The sequence below is a fragment of the Burkholderia sp. SRS-25 genome (genome assembly GCF_004343765.1).
Lineage (GTDB): Bacteria > Pseudomonadota > Gammaproteobacteria > Burkholderiales > Burkholderiaceae > Burkholderia > Burkholderia contaminans.
The window spans coordinates 202,975-215,272 of sequence record NZ_PTXM01000006.1 but is presented as its reverse complement, the minus strand read 5'-3'; the positions used below and the strand labels follow the sequence as shown (position 1 = coordinate 215,272).

Genomic DNA, 12,298 nt, shown 5'->3' with positions numbered 1-12,298 from the left:
CGGGCGCCATGCCCGGCCGCGCAGGTGTTCGGCTTAGATGTCCGCTTCGACGTCGTTGCCCTTTTCCTCGAGCCAGCCGCGCCGCGCGGCTGCCTCGCCCTTGCCCATCAGCATCGTCATCCGTGCGACGGTCGCCTCGTAGTCGAGCTCACCGAGCTTCACCGGCATCAGGCGGCGCGTGTCGGGGTTCATCGTCGTGTCCCACAGCTGCTCGGCGCTCATTTCGCCGAGACCCTTGAAGCGGCTGATGCTCCATTGCGTCTCGCGCACGCCTTCCTTGCGCAGCTTGTCGAGGATCGCCTCGAGCTCGCCGTCGTCGAGCGCATAGAGCTTCTGCGCGGCCTTCTTGCCGCGCGCGGGCGCGTCGACACGGAACAGCGGCGGGCGCGCGACGCACACATGGCCGCGCTCGATCAGTTGCGGGAAGTGTTTGAAGAACAGCGTGAGCAGCAGCACCTGGATGTGCGAGCCGTCGACGTCCGCATCCGACAGGATGCAGATCTTGCCGTAGCGCAGGTTCGACAGGTCGACGCTTTCATCCGGGCTGTGCGGATCGACGCCGATCGCGACCGAGATGTCGTGCACCTCGTTGTTCGCGAACAGGCGGTCGCGCTCGGTTTCCCACGTGTTCAGCACCTTGCCGCGCAGCGGCAGGATCGCCTGGTACTCCTTGTCGCGCCCCATCTTCGCGGAGCCGCCTGCCGAATCGCCCTCGACCAGGAACAGCTCGTTGCGCGCGATATCTTCCGTCTCGCAGTCGGTCAGCTTGCCAGGCAGCACCGCGACGCCCGAGCTCTTGCGCTTCTCGACCTTCTGGCCCGCTCGTGTGCGCGCCTGCGCCTGCTTGATCACGAGCTCGGCGAGCTTCTTGCCGTGCTCGACGTGCTGGTTCAGCCACAGCTCGAGCGCAGGGCGCGAGAACGACGACACGAGCTTCACCGCGTCGCGGCTGTTCAGGCGTTCCTTGATCTGCCCCTGGAACTGCGGATCGAGCACCTTCGCGGACAGTACGAACGACACGCGCGCGAACACGTCTTCCGCGAGCAGCTTCACGCCCTTCGGCTGCAGGTTGTGCAGTTCGACGAAGCTTTTCACCGCCTGGTAGAGACCGTCGCGCAGGCCGGATTCGTGCGTGCCGCCGGCCGGCGTCGGGATCAGGTTCACGTACGACTCGCGCACGAGCGAGCCTTCCTCGCTCCATGCGACGACCCACGACGCGCCCTCGCCTTCGGCGAAGGTGTCGTCGCCCGAACGCGAATCGGCGAAGCGCTCGCCTTCGAACAGCGGGATCAGCAGCTCGCTGCCGTTCATTTCGTCGAGCAGGTAGCCGCGCAGGCCGTCTTCATATTTCCACGTCTGGCGCTCGCCCGACTTCTCGTTGACGAGCACGACCTCGACGCCCGGCAGCAGCACGGCCTTCGAGCGCAACAGGCGCTGCAGTTCGCCGAGCGGCAGGTTCGGCGAATCGAAATACTTCGGATTCGGCCACACCTGCACGCGCGTGCCGGATTTCTTCTCGCCGCGGCCCGCGCCCTGCGTCGCGAGCGGTTTGACGACATCGCCTTCGGCGAAGCCGAGCTCCGCGATCTTGCCGTCGCGCCAGACCGTCACGTCGAGGCGCGTCGCGAGCGCATTCGTCACCGACACGCCGACGCCGTGCAGGCCGCCCGAGAACGTGTAGGCGCCGCCCGCGGCCTTGTCGAACTTGCCGCCCGCGTGCAGGCGCGTGAATACGATCTCGACGACCGGCACGCCCTCTTCCGGGTGCATGCCGAACGGGATGCCGCGACCGTCGTCCTCGACCGAGACCGACTGGTCGGCGTGCAGCGTGACCGTGATCTGCTTGCCGTAGCCGCCGAGCGCCTCGTCGGACGCGTTGTCGATGACTTCCTGGATGATGTGCAGCGGATTCTCGGTGCGGGTGTACATGCCGGGCCGCTGCTTGACCGGCTCGAGACCCTTGAGCACCTTGATCGATGCTTCGCTATAGGCCGCGCTGGGTTTCTTCGTTGACATAGGCGCTGAATTTCGTCATTCATCGGGACGTTGTCCACACCTCGTGTGGATAACGTCGTGGACAAAACGTTGAGTTCCGTAAAAAAGCGAATCGAAACAACGGTGTGCTTGGACTGCTCCGAAAGCGGGCGCGCGGCGTGCGCTGCGCTGCCCGGGACGCGCGGTATTTTACTGGTTCCGCGTGGCACGCCAATCGCGGAATCGCGCGCGCCGGCCGCGCGACGTGTCTGCGTTTTACGCAGGCTTGCGCTTCGCCTCGAGCGTTTCCCACCGTTCGAGCGCTTCGAGCAATTCGTCGTCGATCGCCGCGAACCGCTCGGTCAGGCGTGTGCCTTCCTGCGGATCCTTCGCGAAAATCGAACCGTCTTCGAGCCGCGCGTTGATCGTCTTCTGCTCCTCTTCGAGCGCGGCGATCTTCTCCGGCAGCGAATCGAGCTCGCGCTGCTCGTTGAACGACAGCTTGACCGTGCGTTGCGCGTTGCGGCCCGCGGCGCTTTTCGCCGAATCTTCCTTGACGGGCGCGGCTTCCTTGACCGCGCGCTTCGCGGCTTCCTGCTGCGCGAGCTGATCGGCGCGTGCACTCTGGATCTGCCAGTCGGTGAAGCCGCCGACGTATTCGCGCCACTTGCCGTCACCCTCGGCCGCGATCACCGACGTCACGACGTTGTCGAGGAACGCGCGATCGTGGCTGACGAGCAGCACCGTGCCGTCGTAGTCGGCCAGCAGTTCCTCGAGCAGTTCGAGCGTCTGGATGTCGAGGTCGTTGGTCGGTTCGTCGAGCACCAGCACGTTGGCCGGACGCGCGAACAGGCGCGCGAGCAGCAGCCGGTTGCGTTCGCCGCCCGACAGCGACTTCACCGGCGAACGCGCGCGTTCCGGCGCGAACAGGAAATCGCCGAGGTAGCTCATCACGTGCTTGCGCACGCCGCCGATCTCGACCCATTCGCTGCCGGGGCTGATGGTATCCGCGAGGCTCTTTTCCTGGTCGAGCTGCGCACGCATCTGGTCGAAATACGCGACCTGCAGGTTGGTGCCGATGCGCACCGCGCCTTCGTCGGGCTTCAATTCGCCGAGAATCAGCTTGAGCAGCGTCGTCTTGCCGGCGCCGTTCGGGCCGATGAAGCCGATCTTGTCGCCACGCATCACCGTCGTCGAGAAACGATCGACGACCGCGCGGCCGCCGTAGCGCTTCGTCACGTCGGTCAGTTCCGCGACGATCTTGCCGGACTTCTCGCCCTGCGCGACATCCAGCTTCACGTTGCCCAGCGTGTTGCGGCGCTCCGCGCGTTCGTTGCGCATCTGCTCGAGCCGCGCGATGCGGCCGACGCTGCGCGTGCGGCGTGCTTCGACGCCCTTGCGGATCCACACTTCTTCCTGCGCGAGCAGCTTGTCGAACTTCTCGTTTTCCACGCGCTCGATTTCGAGCTGCTGGGCCTTGCGCGTCTGGTACGCGGAAAAATTGCCCGGGTACGACAGCAGCCGGCCGCGATCGAGATCGACGATGCGCGTCGCGACGCGGTCGAGGAACGCGCGATCGTGCGTGATGAACAGCAGGCCCGCGCGCTGCGCGACGAGCAGCTCTTCCAGCCAGCGGATGCCGTCGAAGTCGAGGTGGTTGGTCGGTTCGTCGAGCAGCAGCACGTCGGGCTGCAGCACCAGCGCGCGCGCCAGCGCGACGCGCTTCTGCATCCCGCCCGACAACGCATCGACGGGTGCATCGACGTCCGCCAGGCCGATCTGCGCGAGCGTCATCGACACGCGCGTGCGCCAGCTCCACGCGTCGTGCGCATCGAGCGACGACTGCAGCGCGTTCATCCGCGCGAGCAGCGCATCGTGTTCGGCGCCTTCGGGGATATCCGCGAGGCGATGCGCGATCGAGTCGTACTCTTCGAGCAGTTCGCGCGTGTGCGCAAGCCCCGATGCAACGGCATCGAACACCGTCGCGCCCGGCTCGAATTCGGGCTCCTGCGGCACGTAGACGGTCACCAGTTCCTGCTGGCGCGTGACGAGCCCGTCGTCGGGCTTCGCGAGCCCGGCGACGATCTTCAGCAGCGACGACTTGCCCGCGCCGTTTCGGCCGATCAGGCCGACGCGCTCGCCGGCTTCCAGCGAGAAATCCGCGTGATCGAGCAACGCGACGTGACCGAACGCGAGCTGCGCGCCGGAAATGGAATAGAGCGACATGGGGAGACGGCGAAGAGAGGAATCGGAAGCGCCCATTGTACCGGTCGCGGGCGGCGTTACCGGCATGGCCGGACGGACAAGGCCGGCAAACGGGTTGGAAGGCGGGTTGGAACGCGCTTTTGACGGCAGGCAGGCGGTGTTCATCGAAGCGCATCGGCGCGATGCGATGGCACAACGGAGGCGCCCGTCTTCCGGTTACAAACGCCGGCCGCGAGTTTCGTGCAAAAAAGACGACGTCGGCCGAATGCCTGCGGCCGGCCCATCGACCATTCCGCGCCGGACGCCTCGGGCGTCCGTACGCGGCCTATGCGATTACTTCACGTTGACCGAGATCGTCGAGCTCAATTCGGGGCCGTACGAGCGGTGCATGCCGTCGCCGAACTGCAGCGTCAGCGTGTGCTGGCCGGGTGGCAGCTTGATGTCGGTTTCGGTCTGGGCCTTGCCGAAGTGCAGCGAACGTTCGCTCGCGGGGATCACGTCGCCCTTCGGAATCGGCCGGCCGTCGATCAGCAGGTGATGATGGCCGGTGTTCGGCGTCATGTCGCCGGCCGGTCGAAGCTCCATCCCCTCGAGCCCGAACTTCACGTGCACCGGGTTCGACACCGTCGCGCCCTCGCTCGGCGCTTCGAAATAAACGCGCGCCTCGGCCCGCGCCATCGTCGACACGGCCATCGCCGCCACACACATCGCACCTGCGATCCACTTTCTGTTCAGCATCGCATTCTCCTTATGATTGGACAGCCTCGGAAGGATACACCGCACGAACGGCATACGCGTTTCGGTTGCGTTGTTCGCGATGCGTACGTTTAAAACGACGTTGCACAGCCGTTCGACGAAATTCCGGTACCATTGCGCCTTTCGTCCGCCGGCCAGGCCGCGGACGGTATCGCCGAATTTCCACTTTCCCGAGCGCTACATGAGCGAAGTAACCGAATACCAGAGCTGGGTCTGCCTGATTTGCGGGTGGGTCTACAACGAAGCGGAAGGGCTGCCCGACGAAGGCATCGCGCCCGGCACCCGTTTCGCCGACATTCCCGCCGACTGGCGCTGCCCGCTGTGCGACGTGGGCAAGGAAGATTTCGTCGTCGTCGATTTCTGATTCGCTGACGCGCTGATTTCCGATCGCGGCTGATTGCGCGATCACGCGCGTCGGCGCGTATTCCGCCCCGCCGACGCGCCGCGCGTTTGCTATACTCTGCGCGCTGTCCACACTGCCGTCCGGTTCGCGTTTTTTCGCGCGTGTCGCCCGGACATGGCTCTCCCCGTAGTTCAATGGATAGAACAAGCGCCTCCTAAGCGCTAGATACAGGTTCGATTCCTGTCGGGGGGACCAGCCAAGCCCCAAACCATCCCCAAGATCACCAAGCCCCCCGCTCAAGCCCCTCTGGCGGCGCTCTAGCTCCTATCGTTACCCAAGGTTGCTCAGCGACAGCCAGAGAAAGTGTTGGTATCCGCAGAAACCAACGATGCCTCTCACTGACGGGCAGGTACGGAACGCGAAAGCCAGCGCGGCCCCGTACAAACTCACGGACGGCAACGGAATGTTCCTGCTCGTCCAATCAAACGGCCCGAAGTACTGCCGCTTCTCATACTGCTTCCTTGGCAAGCAGAAGACGCTCGCCTTATCAGCCGATACCAACACTGCCTCTCACTGACGTACAGATATCGCTTCAGCTCGACAACTCATCAACATTGGCCGCGCCAACTCGCCCTTTCCGCCATACCGCCGGCGACGGGCGGGGCGCGATGACGTTGGACTGCCGCCGGCCTACTCGTCGAACGGTCCGGCTTCAAAAGTGACCACTCCGTCGGCATACTCTCGCACCCATATATCGCGGTGATCCTCGCCAGAACCCTTTACTGCGAACGACGCATTCGGTAGACATGAAGCCAATTTGTCGAACAGCATGATGATCGCCATGCTGTTCAGATAGAACAGAGTTGAAGTTGGGAGAGCCGAAGCACATGCTTCGGTGAGGTTGGTCAATACGTCGTTGCTTAGTGAATATTCGTCAAGAAACTTCAAGAGTTCCTCGCGGACACTGGCAACATTCAACGGCTCGCCATCGAACGGATGAACCCAAACTTGGGTGTGAAAACTCATTCGAACTTACTCCGTTATTTTTCTCATTCACACGCTGGCTCTTCGCGGCGTGCGGAGCGAATCGTGATTGTTGACGATCTACCGACCGTTGTCGATCGGTCAAGCGTGGCCTTTCGCGGGCAGCTCTCCCTTCGGTGGGCCTTCACGAAGAGTGCCGATTCTGCCGGTGAACCGCCGCTTCCGTTCAACGCAAGTCACCAATCGATTGACTCTCCACATCAGCCCTAGTACACTTCGCGCCGCGGGGTGGAGCAGTCTGGCAGCTCGTCGGGCTCATAACCCGAAGGTCGTAGGTTCAAATCCTACCCCCGCAACCAATACCGAAGCCCGCTCTGCGAAAGCAAGCGGGCTTCTTGCTTTGCGCATGCACTGCTGAGTGCTCGAAGGCTGCCAGCATCACATCCGGATCGACGAACATTCAGCCTCCGACGCCCCCTGCGACACACCATCGCATCCCGCTCGATCGCCGCGGCCCTGCGCCACACATTGCGTAGAATTCCGAACCTTCTTCAGCATCGGGACTCCCGCAATGATTCGAGCAATCGCGGCACTCGCCGCGCTTTCAGCCATGACCGGCTCGGCAAACGCCGCCGACACCCTCACCGCACCCGCGAAGCAGCGCTACGTCAGCCCCGGCATCGCCAACATCACGAACGCAGCAGCGCCGCACGCGGAAACCCCCTCGCCCGACTCACGCTGCCGTGAACTGACCGCCGGGATCGACGCCGTCAAGCACGCCCCCGACCGCGGCCAGAAGATCGTCCGCGGGATGGGCCCGGACGGCAAGCCACGCAACGAGCTGCGCGCTTACGACAAGCGCGCCGATCTCGAAACCGAGCATCACCGGCTCGGCTGTCGATAACGAACGCAACACCGCCCGGGCGAAAAATCACGCCGGGCGTCGGCATTCACGCACTCACGCGTTCGCACCACCATCGATCGTCAACCCGGTGCCATTGATCGACCGCCCTTCCGGCCCGACGACGAACGCGACGAGCGCCGCGACGTCCTCGGCCTTGCCGTACTGCGGGATCGCCATCCGCGAACGCTGCGCACCGGCGTGTTCGCCGTCGGCCGGGTTCATATCGGTATCCGTCGACCCCGGATGCACGATATTGACCGTGATGCCGCGCGAACCGAGATCGCGCGCGAGCCCCTGTGTCCAGCCGATCAGCGCGGCCTTGCTCGCCGCATAGAGACTCATACCGGCATCGGGCACGCGCGTGGCAAGGCAACTCCCGGTCGACACGATGCGCCCGCCCTCTCCGAGATGCCGCGCCGCCGCCTGCGACGCGACGATCACCGCGCGCACGTTCACGTTCAGCGTCGCGTCGATATCGTCGAGCGTGAGGTCGTCCAGCGCGCCGGCCCGGAAAATCCCCGCGTTGTTGACGAGAATGTCGAGGCCGCCGAACGCCTCCGCCGCACGATCGACCGCGTCGCGCACTGCCACCGGATCGGCGCTGTCGGCCTGGATCGCAACGGCGCGACGGCCCAGCGCCTCGATGCCGGCGACGACGGCCTGCGCCCGCTCCGCCGATTTCTCATAAGTAATCGCGACGTCCACGCCATCGGCCGCCAGCCGTTTCGCGATCGCCGCCCCGATGCCGCGGCTGCCGCCCGTGATGAGTGCACGCTTGCCCTGAAGTCGGTTCATGTCGGTTCCTTTCCTCATTTATGTAACGACCGACACAGAATGTGGCAAGTTGCGCGACACAGTCAATTGATTTAATTTATCGATCGATACAGAAATCGACGAAGGGACGAACGCAATGGCTGAAAGGGGCCGACCGAGAAGCTTCGACAAGGAAGCGGCGCTGGATCGCGCAATGGAGGTGTTCTGGCGCCTCGGCTACGAAGGCGCGTCGATGGCCGACCTGACGGCCGCGATGGGCATCGCGTCGCCGAGCCTGTATGCGGCGTTCGGCAGCAAGGAAGCATTGTTCCGGCTGGCGCTCGAGCATTACAGCGCAACGGAAGGACGGGAAATCTGGGGGGGCGTCGAACAGGCCGGCAGCGCGCACGACGCCGTACGGAACTACCTGATGGATACCGCCCGCGTGTTCACGCGGCGGTCGAAGCCGGCCGGCTGCCTGATCGTGCTGTCGGCACTGCACCCGGCCGAGCGTTCCGATACGGTCCGGCAAACGCTGATCGCGATGCGCGAGCGCACGGTGGAGAACCTGCGCGCGCGCCTCAGGCAGGGAGTCGCGACCGGCGAGATCGCCGCGCAAGCGAACCTCGATGCAATCGCGCGGTACTACGTCACGGTCCAGCAGGGGATGTCGATCCAGGCACGCGACGGTGCGAGCCGTCGCGATCTGGAGGCCGTCGCGCAAGCCGCGCTGGCCGCGTGGCCAGCGCTCGTCGGCAAGGATGGCGCGAGCGGCGCGTAAAGGCAGGACGCAGCCAAGCGCGGCCGCGCCGCAACGTTACTGCTTCGCAGCGTGCTGCACGTCCTTCGACGCATGCCACACGCGATAGCGCACCTCGAAGCCGTCCGGTACATAGACGACGAGCGGCAGGCGGCTGTTGTAGCGCAGCATCTGGCCGTCGCCGCGCACCTGCACGAACCGCTGCTGCGGCGCCTGGCCCGGGCATGCCATCAGCGTCGATGCCGGCCCCTTCACGTCGGTGAGCCGGTAGTACGTATAGCCCCAGCCCTTCACGTCCTCGGCAGTCAGCTCGCCGCCGAACCATTGCTGGTTGCAGTCGGTCTGCAGCGTCTTGCCGATCATCAACTCGACGCGCGCATCGCCTTCGTTCTCGAGCGCGGGCAGCGCGATCACGACGCGCTGCTGGCCGGCCGCTGCCTGCGGAAACATCTTGATCGACTCGGCCGTCACGGCGGGCGCGGAAGCGGGCCCCGCCACGCAGGCGGCGGCTGTCGTCACGCAGAAGGCGGCCAGCGCGGCCCGGATCGCGAATTTCATCGATGTACTCCTGGAAAACAAAATGAGCTCCGGATGCTAACACTTCCGTCGCACGACCTTACGGCGCTGTAATTTGACGACACAATTGCAAACAGCTGGCAATCCCCTTGCGCGGTACTTATAGGGGAACCAAGGAGAACATCATGCTGAAGCTCATTGCTGCCGCCGGCGTCGCGACCTTGCTGGCCGGCTGCGTCGTCGCCCCGGACGCCGGATACGGCTACGGGCAGCCCTACTATTCCGATCCCGGCTACGCGTACGCGCCGTCGCCGGTGTACGGCACGGTCAACATCTGGGGCGGTGGCGGCGGACGCGACTGGGATCGCGGCCGGCGCGACTACCATCGCTGGGACGGCGATCGTGGCAACCGCGGCAACGGCTGGGGGCGCGGCGGCGGACACCGAGGTGGTGACTGGAACGATGGTGGCGGAGGCGGCGGCCATCGCCACTGACGCGCATTTGCAACCGTTTGTATCCGCGTAGTGCCCACCGACGGCCGACGCGTCATGCAAACAAACGGATGGCCGCACAAAAGACGAAGGCCCTCGCACGAAGCGAGGGCCTTTTGTCGTTCGGTGCGCTGAAGCGAACGGCGCCACCGCCGCCCGTTCACGCTGCGCGCATCCGCCTGCTCACCAGCCGGCCAGCTGTGCGTAGCCACCCGACACGGGCGCGCCGCACACATACGCGCGCTGGTAGCGGTCGTAGCAATACCTCGGGCCGTCATCCTGGTACTGCGCCTGCTGGTAGGTCGGATACGCAGGCTGCTGGTACGCGGGCGCCTGGTAGTACGTCGGCGGCTGATAGGCCGGTGCCTGGTACGCGGGCGCCTGATACGCGACGGGCGGATTCATCGCGGACGTCACGATCGCGCCCAGCACCGCGCCGCCGATCAAGGCGCCGATGACGGCACCACCGTCGCGGCCATGCGCGGACGCCGGGCCTGCCACGGCAAGCGAACCGGCGAGGACACACACTGCGGCAATTTTTTTCATGATGGACTCCCACGCGAAGTGGTACTGGATGCGATGCATTGTGGCGACTTGCGGCCGTAATAGATGCAGCAAGTGGTAACGCGCGATTACCGGCATCACGCCCGTCGAAATGCGCCGTCGCCGTGCTACGATTTTCGGCATACAGGAGACGCCGTCATGCAGCCCGAAACCGCCCGCCGTTTCGATACCGAATTCGCCCCGCGCATCGCTCAGGCAATCGCCGCCTTCTTCGCCGAACACGTGCTGACCGACGTCGTCCCGTATGGCGGCCACGGGCACCCGACGCGCGTGCAGATCCGCAGCGCGCCGCACGAGCACGTCAGCGGCTTCGACCATCCGCTGAACCTCGAGCTCACCTGGGACACCGACGAAATCGAGCGGCTGATGGAGCCGGACGGCCCGCAGCGCTTCGAGCACTACCTGGCCGCGCTGCCGAAAAAGCTGGGGGCATGGCAGAGCGCGCGCGACATCGATCTCCTGTCGCGCACGCAGGCCGACCCGCTCGTGCGGCTCGGCGGCCTCGACTTCGAAGGCTGAGTGCCGGCGTCGCGCGATGCGGCCCGGTGATACACTCGATCGGCCCCGCTCCGGTGCAGTTGCGCCGGCCGGGCCGCTCATCGCCGCCTCCACCCTTCCGCATGGTTGCGCACGCAACCGGCAACCGGGCGCGCGGACAACCAAGCCTCTGCTCCCGCCATGAACGCCGATACCGGCCTGCCGCTTCCGCAACGCTACTGGGCGATCGTCTGCGTCGCACTGGGCATCACGCTCGCCGTGCTCGACGGCGCCATCGCGAACGTCGCGCTGCCGACGATCGCACGCGACCTGCACGCATCCGACGCCGCGTCGATCTGGATCGTCAACGCGTACCAGCTCGCGGTCACGATCACGCTGCTGCCGCTCGCGTCGCTCGGCGAGCGCATCGGCTATCGCCGCATCTACATTGCCGGGCTCGCGCTGTTCACCGCGGCGTCGCTCGGCTGCGCGCTCGCCGGCTCGCTGCCGATGCTGGCCGTGATGCGCGTGATCCAGGGCTTCGGCGCGGCCGGCATCATGAGCGTCAACGCGGCGCTCGTGCGGATGATCTACCCGTCGTCGATGCTCGGGCGCGGGCTGTCGATCAATGCGATGGTGGTGGCGCTGTCGTCGGCGATCGGGCCGACGGTCGCGTCCGCGATCCTGTCGTTCGCCTCGTGGCCGTGGCTGTTCGCGGTCAACGTGCCGATCGGCATCGCCGCAGTATTCGGCAGCCTGCGTGCGCTGCCGGCCAACCCGCTACACGATGCGCCGTACGATTTCGCGAGCGCGCTGATGAACGCATGCGTGTTCGGGCTGCTGATCACGGCCGTGGACGGGCTCGGCCACGGCGAGGCCCATGCGTACGTCGCGGCCGAGCTGGCCGTCGCGTTCGTCGTCGGCTACTTCTTCGTGAAGCGCCAGCTGTCGCAGCCGGCGCCGCTCTTGCCGGTCGACCTGATGCGCATCCCGATGTTCGCGCTGTCGGTCTATACGTCGACGGCGTCGTTCACATCGCAGATGCTCGCATTCGTCGCGCTGCCGTTCTGGCTACAGAACTCGCTCGGCTTCTCGCAGGTCGAGACGGGCCTGTACATGACGCCGTGGCCGCTCGTGATCGTGTTCGCCGCGCCGCTCGCGGGCGTGCTGTCGGATCGCTATTCGGCCGGCATCCTCGGCGGGATCGGGCTCGCGCTGTTCGCGGCCGGGCTGCTGTCGCTCGCGACGATCGGCGCGCATCCAGGCACCGTCGACATCGTGTGGCGGATGGCGCTGTGCGGGGCGGGCTTCGGGTTGTTCCAGTCGCCGAACAACCGCGCGATGCTGTCGTCGGCGCCGCGCGAACGCAGCGGCGGTGCGGGCGGCATGCTGAGCACCGCGCGGCTGACCGGGCAGACGCTCGGCGCCGCGCTCGTCGCATTGATTTTCGGGCTCGTGCCCGATCGCGGGCCGACGATTGCGCTCTATGTCGCCGCAGCATTCGCGGCGGTGGCCGCGGTCGTCAGCATGCTGCGCATCACGTCGCCGCGGCCGGACACGGCGACCTGACG

13 protein-coding genes, 2 tRNA genes and 1 pseudogene are annotated in these 12,298 nt (G+C 65.7%); 9 read left to right on the top strand and 7 right to left on the bottom strand.

Annotated elements, in window-relative coordinates; all coding sequences use genetic code 11:
• Positions 1–33: 33 nt before the first annotated feature.
• The 3 genes from C5O79_RS09525 to C5O79_RS09510 form a co-directional block, all read right to left on the bottom strand.
• On the bottom strand, positions 34–2,016 hold the full coding sequence (locus C5O79_RS09525) for a DNA topoisomerase IV subunit B (protein ID WP_046544680.1): 1,983 nt from the start codon (positions 2,014–2,016) through the stop codon (positions 34–36).
• A gap of 234 nt (positions 2,017–2,250) precedes the next feature.
• On the bottom strand, positions 2,251–4,200 hold the full coding sequence (locus C5O79_RS09520; protein ID WP_122474223.1) for an ATP-binding cassette domain-containing protein: 1,950 nt from the start codon (positions 4,198–4,200) through the stop codon (positions 2,251–2,253).
• A 312-nt stretch (positions 4,201–4,512) separates the two neighbouring features.
• Complete coding sequence (locus C5O79_RS09510) at positions 4,513–4,917, bottom strand: DUF4399 domain-containing protein (RefSeq protein ID WP_047852442.1); 405 nt, start codon at positions 4,915–4,917, stop codon at positions 4,513–4,515.
• Positions 4,918–5,116: 199 nt separating this feature from the next.
• Here C5O79_RS09510 and C5O79_RS09505 point away from each other — a divergent pair, with 199 nt between their 5' ends.
• The 3 genes and pseudogenes from C5O79_RS09505 to C5O79_RS38920 form a co-directional block, all read left to right on the top strand.
• Entirely contained in the window at positions 5,117–5,299 is a 183-nt protein-coding gene (locus tag C5O79_RS09505; protein WP_006398668.1) for a rubredoxin, read from the top strand.
• A gap of 159 nt (positions 5,300–5,458) precedes the next feature.
• Positions 5,459–5,533 (top strand) — tRNA-Arg (locus C5O79_RS09500).
• Positions 5,534–5,666: 133 nt separating this feature from the next.
• Positions 5,667–5,825, top strand: a pseudogene (locus C5O79_RS38920) (Arm DNA-binding domain-containing protein); the annotation flags it as partial.
• Between the two features lie 143 nt (positions 5,826–5,968).
• Here C5O79_RS38920 and C5O79_RS09490 read toward each other — a convergent pair.
• On the bottom strand, positions 5,969–6,304 hold the full coding sequence (locus C5O79_RS09490) for a hypothetical protein (protein WP_163008979.1): 336 nt from the start codon (positions 6,302–6,304) through the stop codon (positions 5,969–5,971).
• A 240-nt stretch (positions 6,305–6,544) separates the two neighbouring features.
• Between C5O79_RS09490 and C5O79_RS09485 the strand changes: the two genes are divergently transcribed.
• Both C5O79_RS09485 and C5O79_RS09480 read left to right on the top strand, forming a co-directional pair.
• Positions 6,545–6,621, top strand: a tRNA-Met gene (locus C5O79_RS09485).
• 251 nt (positions 6,622–6,872) lie between these two features.
• Positions 6,873–7,166: a hypothetical protein gene (locus C5O79_RS09480; protein WP_082138521.1), complete on the top strand. Its 294-nt coding sequence runs from the start codon at positions 6,873–6,875 to the stop codon at positions 7,164–7,166.
• A gap of 54 nt (positions 7,167–7,220) precedes the next feature.
• Here C5O79_RS09480 and C5O79_RS09475 read toward each other — a convergent pair whose 3' ends face one another.
• Positions 7,221–7,961 (bottom strand): SDR family NAD(P)-dependent oxidoreductase, encoded by a 741-nt coding sequence (locus C5O79_RS09475; RefSeq protein WP_131931346.1) that lies wholly within the window; start codon positions 7,959–7,961, stop codon positions 7,221–7,223.
• Between the two features lie 115 nt (positions 7,962–8,076).
• Between C5O79_RS09475 and C5O79_RS09470 the strand changes: the two genes are divergently transcribed.
• Positions 8,077–8,700 carry a TetR/AcrR family transcriptional regulator gene (locus C5O79_RS09470; RefSeq protein WP_131931345.1) on the top strand — a complete coding sequence of 208 codons (624 nt, stop codon included), beginning with the start codon at positions 8,077–8,079 and terminating at the stop codon, positions 8,698–8,700.
• Positions 8,701–8,736: 36 nt separating this feature from the next.
• On the opposite strand, the gene eco is transcribed toward C5O79_RS09470, so the two are convergent.
• On the bottom strand, positions 8,737–9,237 hold the full coding sequence (eco, locus tag C5O79_RS09465) for a serine protease inhibitor ecotin (RefSeq protein WP_131931343.1): 501 nt from the start codon (positions 9,235–9,237) through the stop codon (positions 8,737–8,739).
• A gap of 143 nt (positions 9,238–9,380) precedes the next feature.
• Here eco and C5O79_RS09460 point away from each other — a divergent pair, with 143 nt between their 5' ends.
• Positions 9,381–9,689 carry a hypothetical protein gene (locus tag C5O79_RS09460; protein ID WP_046544669.1) on the top strand — a complete coding sequence of 103 codons (309 nt, stop codon included), beginning with the start codon at positions 9,381–9,383 and terminating at the stop codon, positions 9,687–9,689.
• 180 nt (positions 9,690–9,869) lie between these two features.
• Here the strand turns inward: C5O79_RS09460 and C5O79_RS09455 are convergent, their stop codons facing one another.
• Complete coding sequence (locus C5O79_RS09455; RefSeq protein ID WP_131931341.1) at positions 9,870–10,232, bottom strand: hypothetical protein; 363 nt, start codon at positions 10,230–10,232, stop codon at positions 9,870–9,872.
• A 156-nt stretch (positions 10,233–10,388) separates the two neighbouring features.
• Between C5O79_RS09455 and C5O79_RS09450 the strand changes: the two genes are divergently transcribed.
• Both C5O79_RS09450 and C5O79_RS09445 read left to right on the top strand, forming a co-directional pair.
• Positions 10,389–10,769: a DUF5594 family protein gene (locus C5O79_RS09450; protein WP_039368496.1), complete on the top strand. Its 381-nt coding sequence runs from the start codon at positions 10,389–10,391 to the stop codon at positions 10,767–10,769.
• A 159-nt stretch (positions 10,770–10,928) separates the two neighbouring features.
• Complete coding sequence (locus tag C5O79_RS09445) at positions 10,929–12,296, top strand: MFS transporter (RefSeq protein WP_046544668.1); 1,368 nt, start codon at positions 10,929–10,931, stop codon at positions 12,294–12,296.
• The last annotated feature ends 2 nt before the right edge of the window (positions 12,297–12,298 follow it).

Bases quoted from the DNA above. Each gene is read 5' to 3' on its own strand.
- C5O79_RS09525 (WP_046544680.1), bottom strand. From the start codon at position 2,016: ATGTCAACGAAGAAACCCAGCGCGGCCTATAGCGAAGCATCGATCAAG.
- C5O79_RS09520 (WP_122474223.1), bottom strand. From the start codon at position 4,200: ATGTCGCTCTATTCCATTTCCGGCGCGCAGCTCGCGTTCGGTCACGTC.
- C5O79_RS09510 (WP_047852442.1), bottom strand. From the start codon at position 4,917: ATGCTGAACAGAAAGTGGATCGCAGGTGCGATGTGTGTGGCGGCGATG.
- C5O79_RS09505 (WP_006398668.1), top strand. From the start codon at position 5,117: ATGAGCGAAGTAACCGAATACCAGAGCTGGGTCTGCCTGATTTGCGGG.
- C5O79_RS09490 (WP_163008979.1), bottom strand. From the start codon at position 6,304: ATGAGTTTTCACACCCAAGTTTGGGTTCATCCGTTCGATGGCGAGCCG.
- C5O79_RS09480 (WP_082138521.1), top strand. From the start codon at position 6,873: ATGACCGGCTCGGCAAACGCCGCCGACACCCTCACCGCACCCGCGAAG.
- C5O79_RS09475 (WP_131931346.1), bottom strand. From the start codon at position 7,961: ATGAACCGACTTCAGGGCAAGCGTGCACTCATCACGGGCGGCAGCCGC.
- C5O79_RS09470 (WP_131931345.1), top strand. From the start codon at position 8,077: ATGGCTGAAAGGGGCCGACCGAGAAGCTTCGACAAGGAAGCGGCGCTG.
- eco (WP_131931343.1), bottom strand. From the start codon at position 9,237: ATGAAATTCGCGATCCGGGCCGCGCTGGCCGCCTTCTGCGTGACGACA.
- C5O79_RS09460 (WP_046544669.1), top strand. From the start codon at position 9,381: ATGCTGAAGCTCATTGCTGCCGCCGGCGTCGCGACCTTGCTGGCCGGC.
- C5O79_RS09455 (WP_131931341.1), bottom strand. From the start codon at position 10,232: ATGAAAAAAATTGCCGCAGTGTGTGTCCTCGCCGGTTCGCTTGCCGTG.
- C5O79_RS09450 (WP_039368496.1), top strand. From the start codon at position 10,389: ATGCAGCCCGAAACCGCCCGCCGTTTCGATACCGAATTCGCCCCGCGC.
- C5O79_RS09445 (WP_046544668.1), top strand. From the start codon at position 10,929: ATGAACGCCGATACCGGCCTGCCGCTTCCGCAACGCTACTGGGCGATC.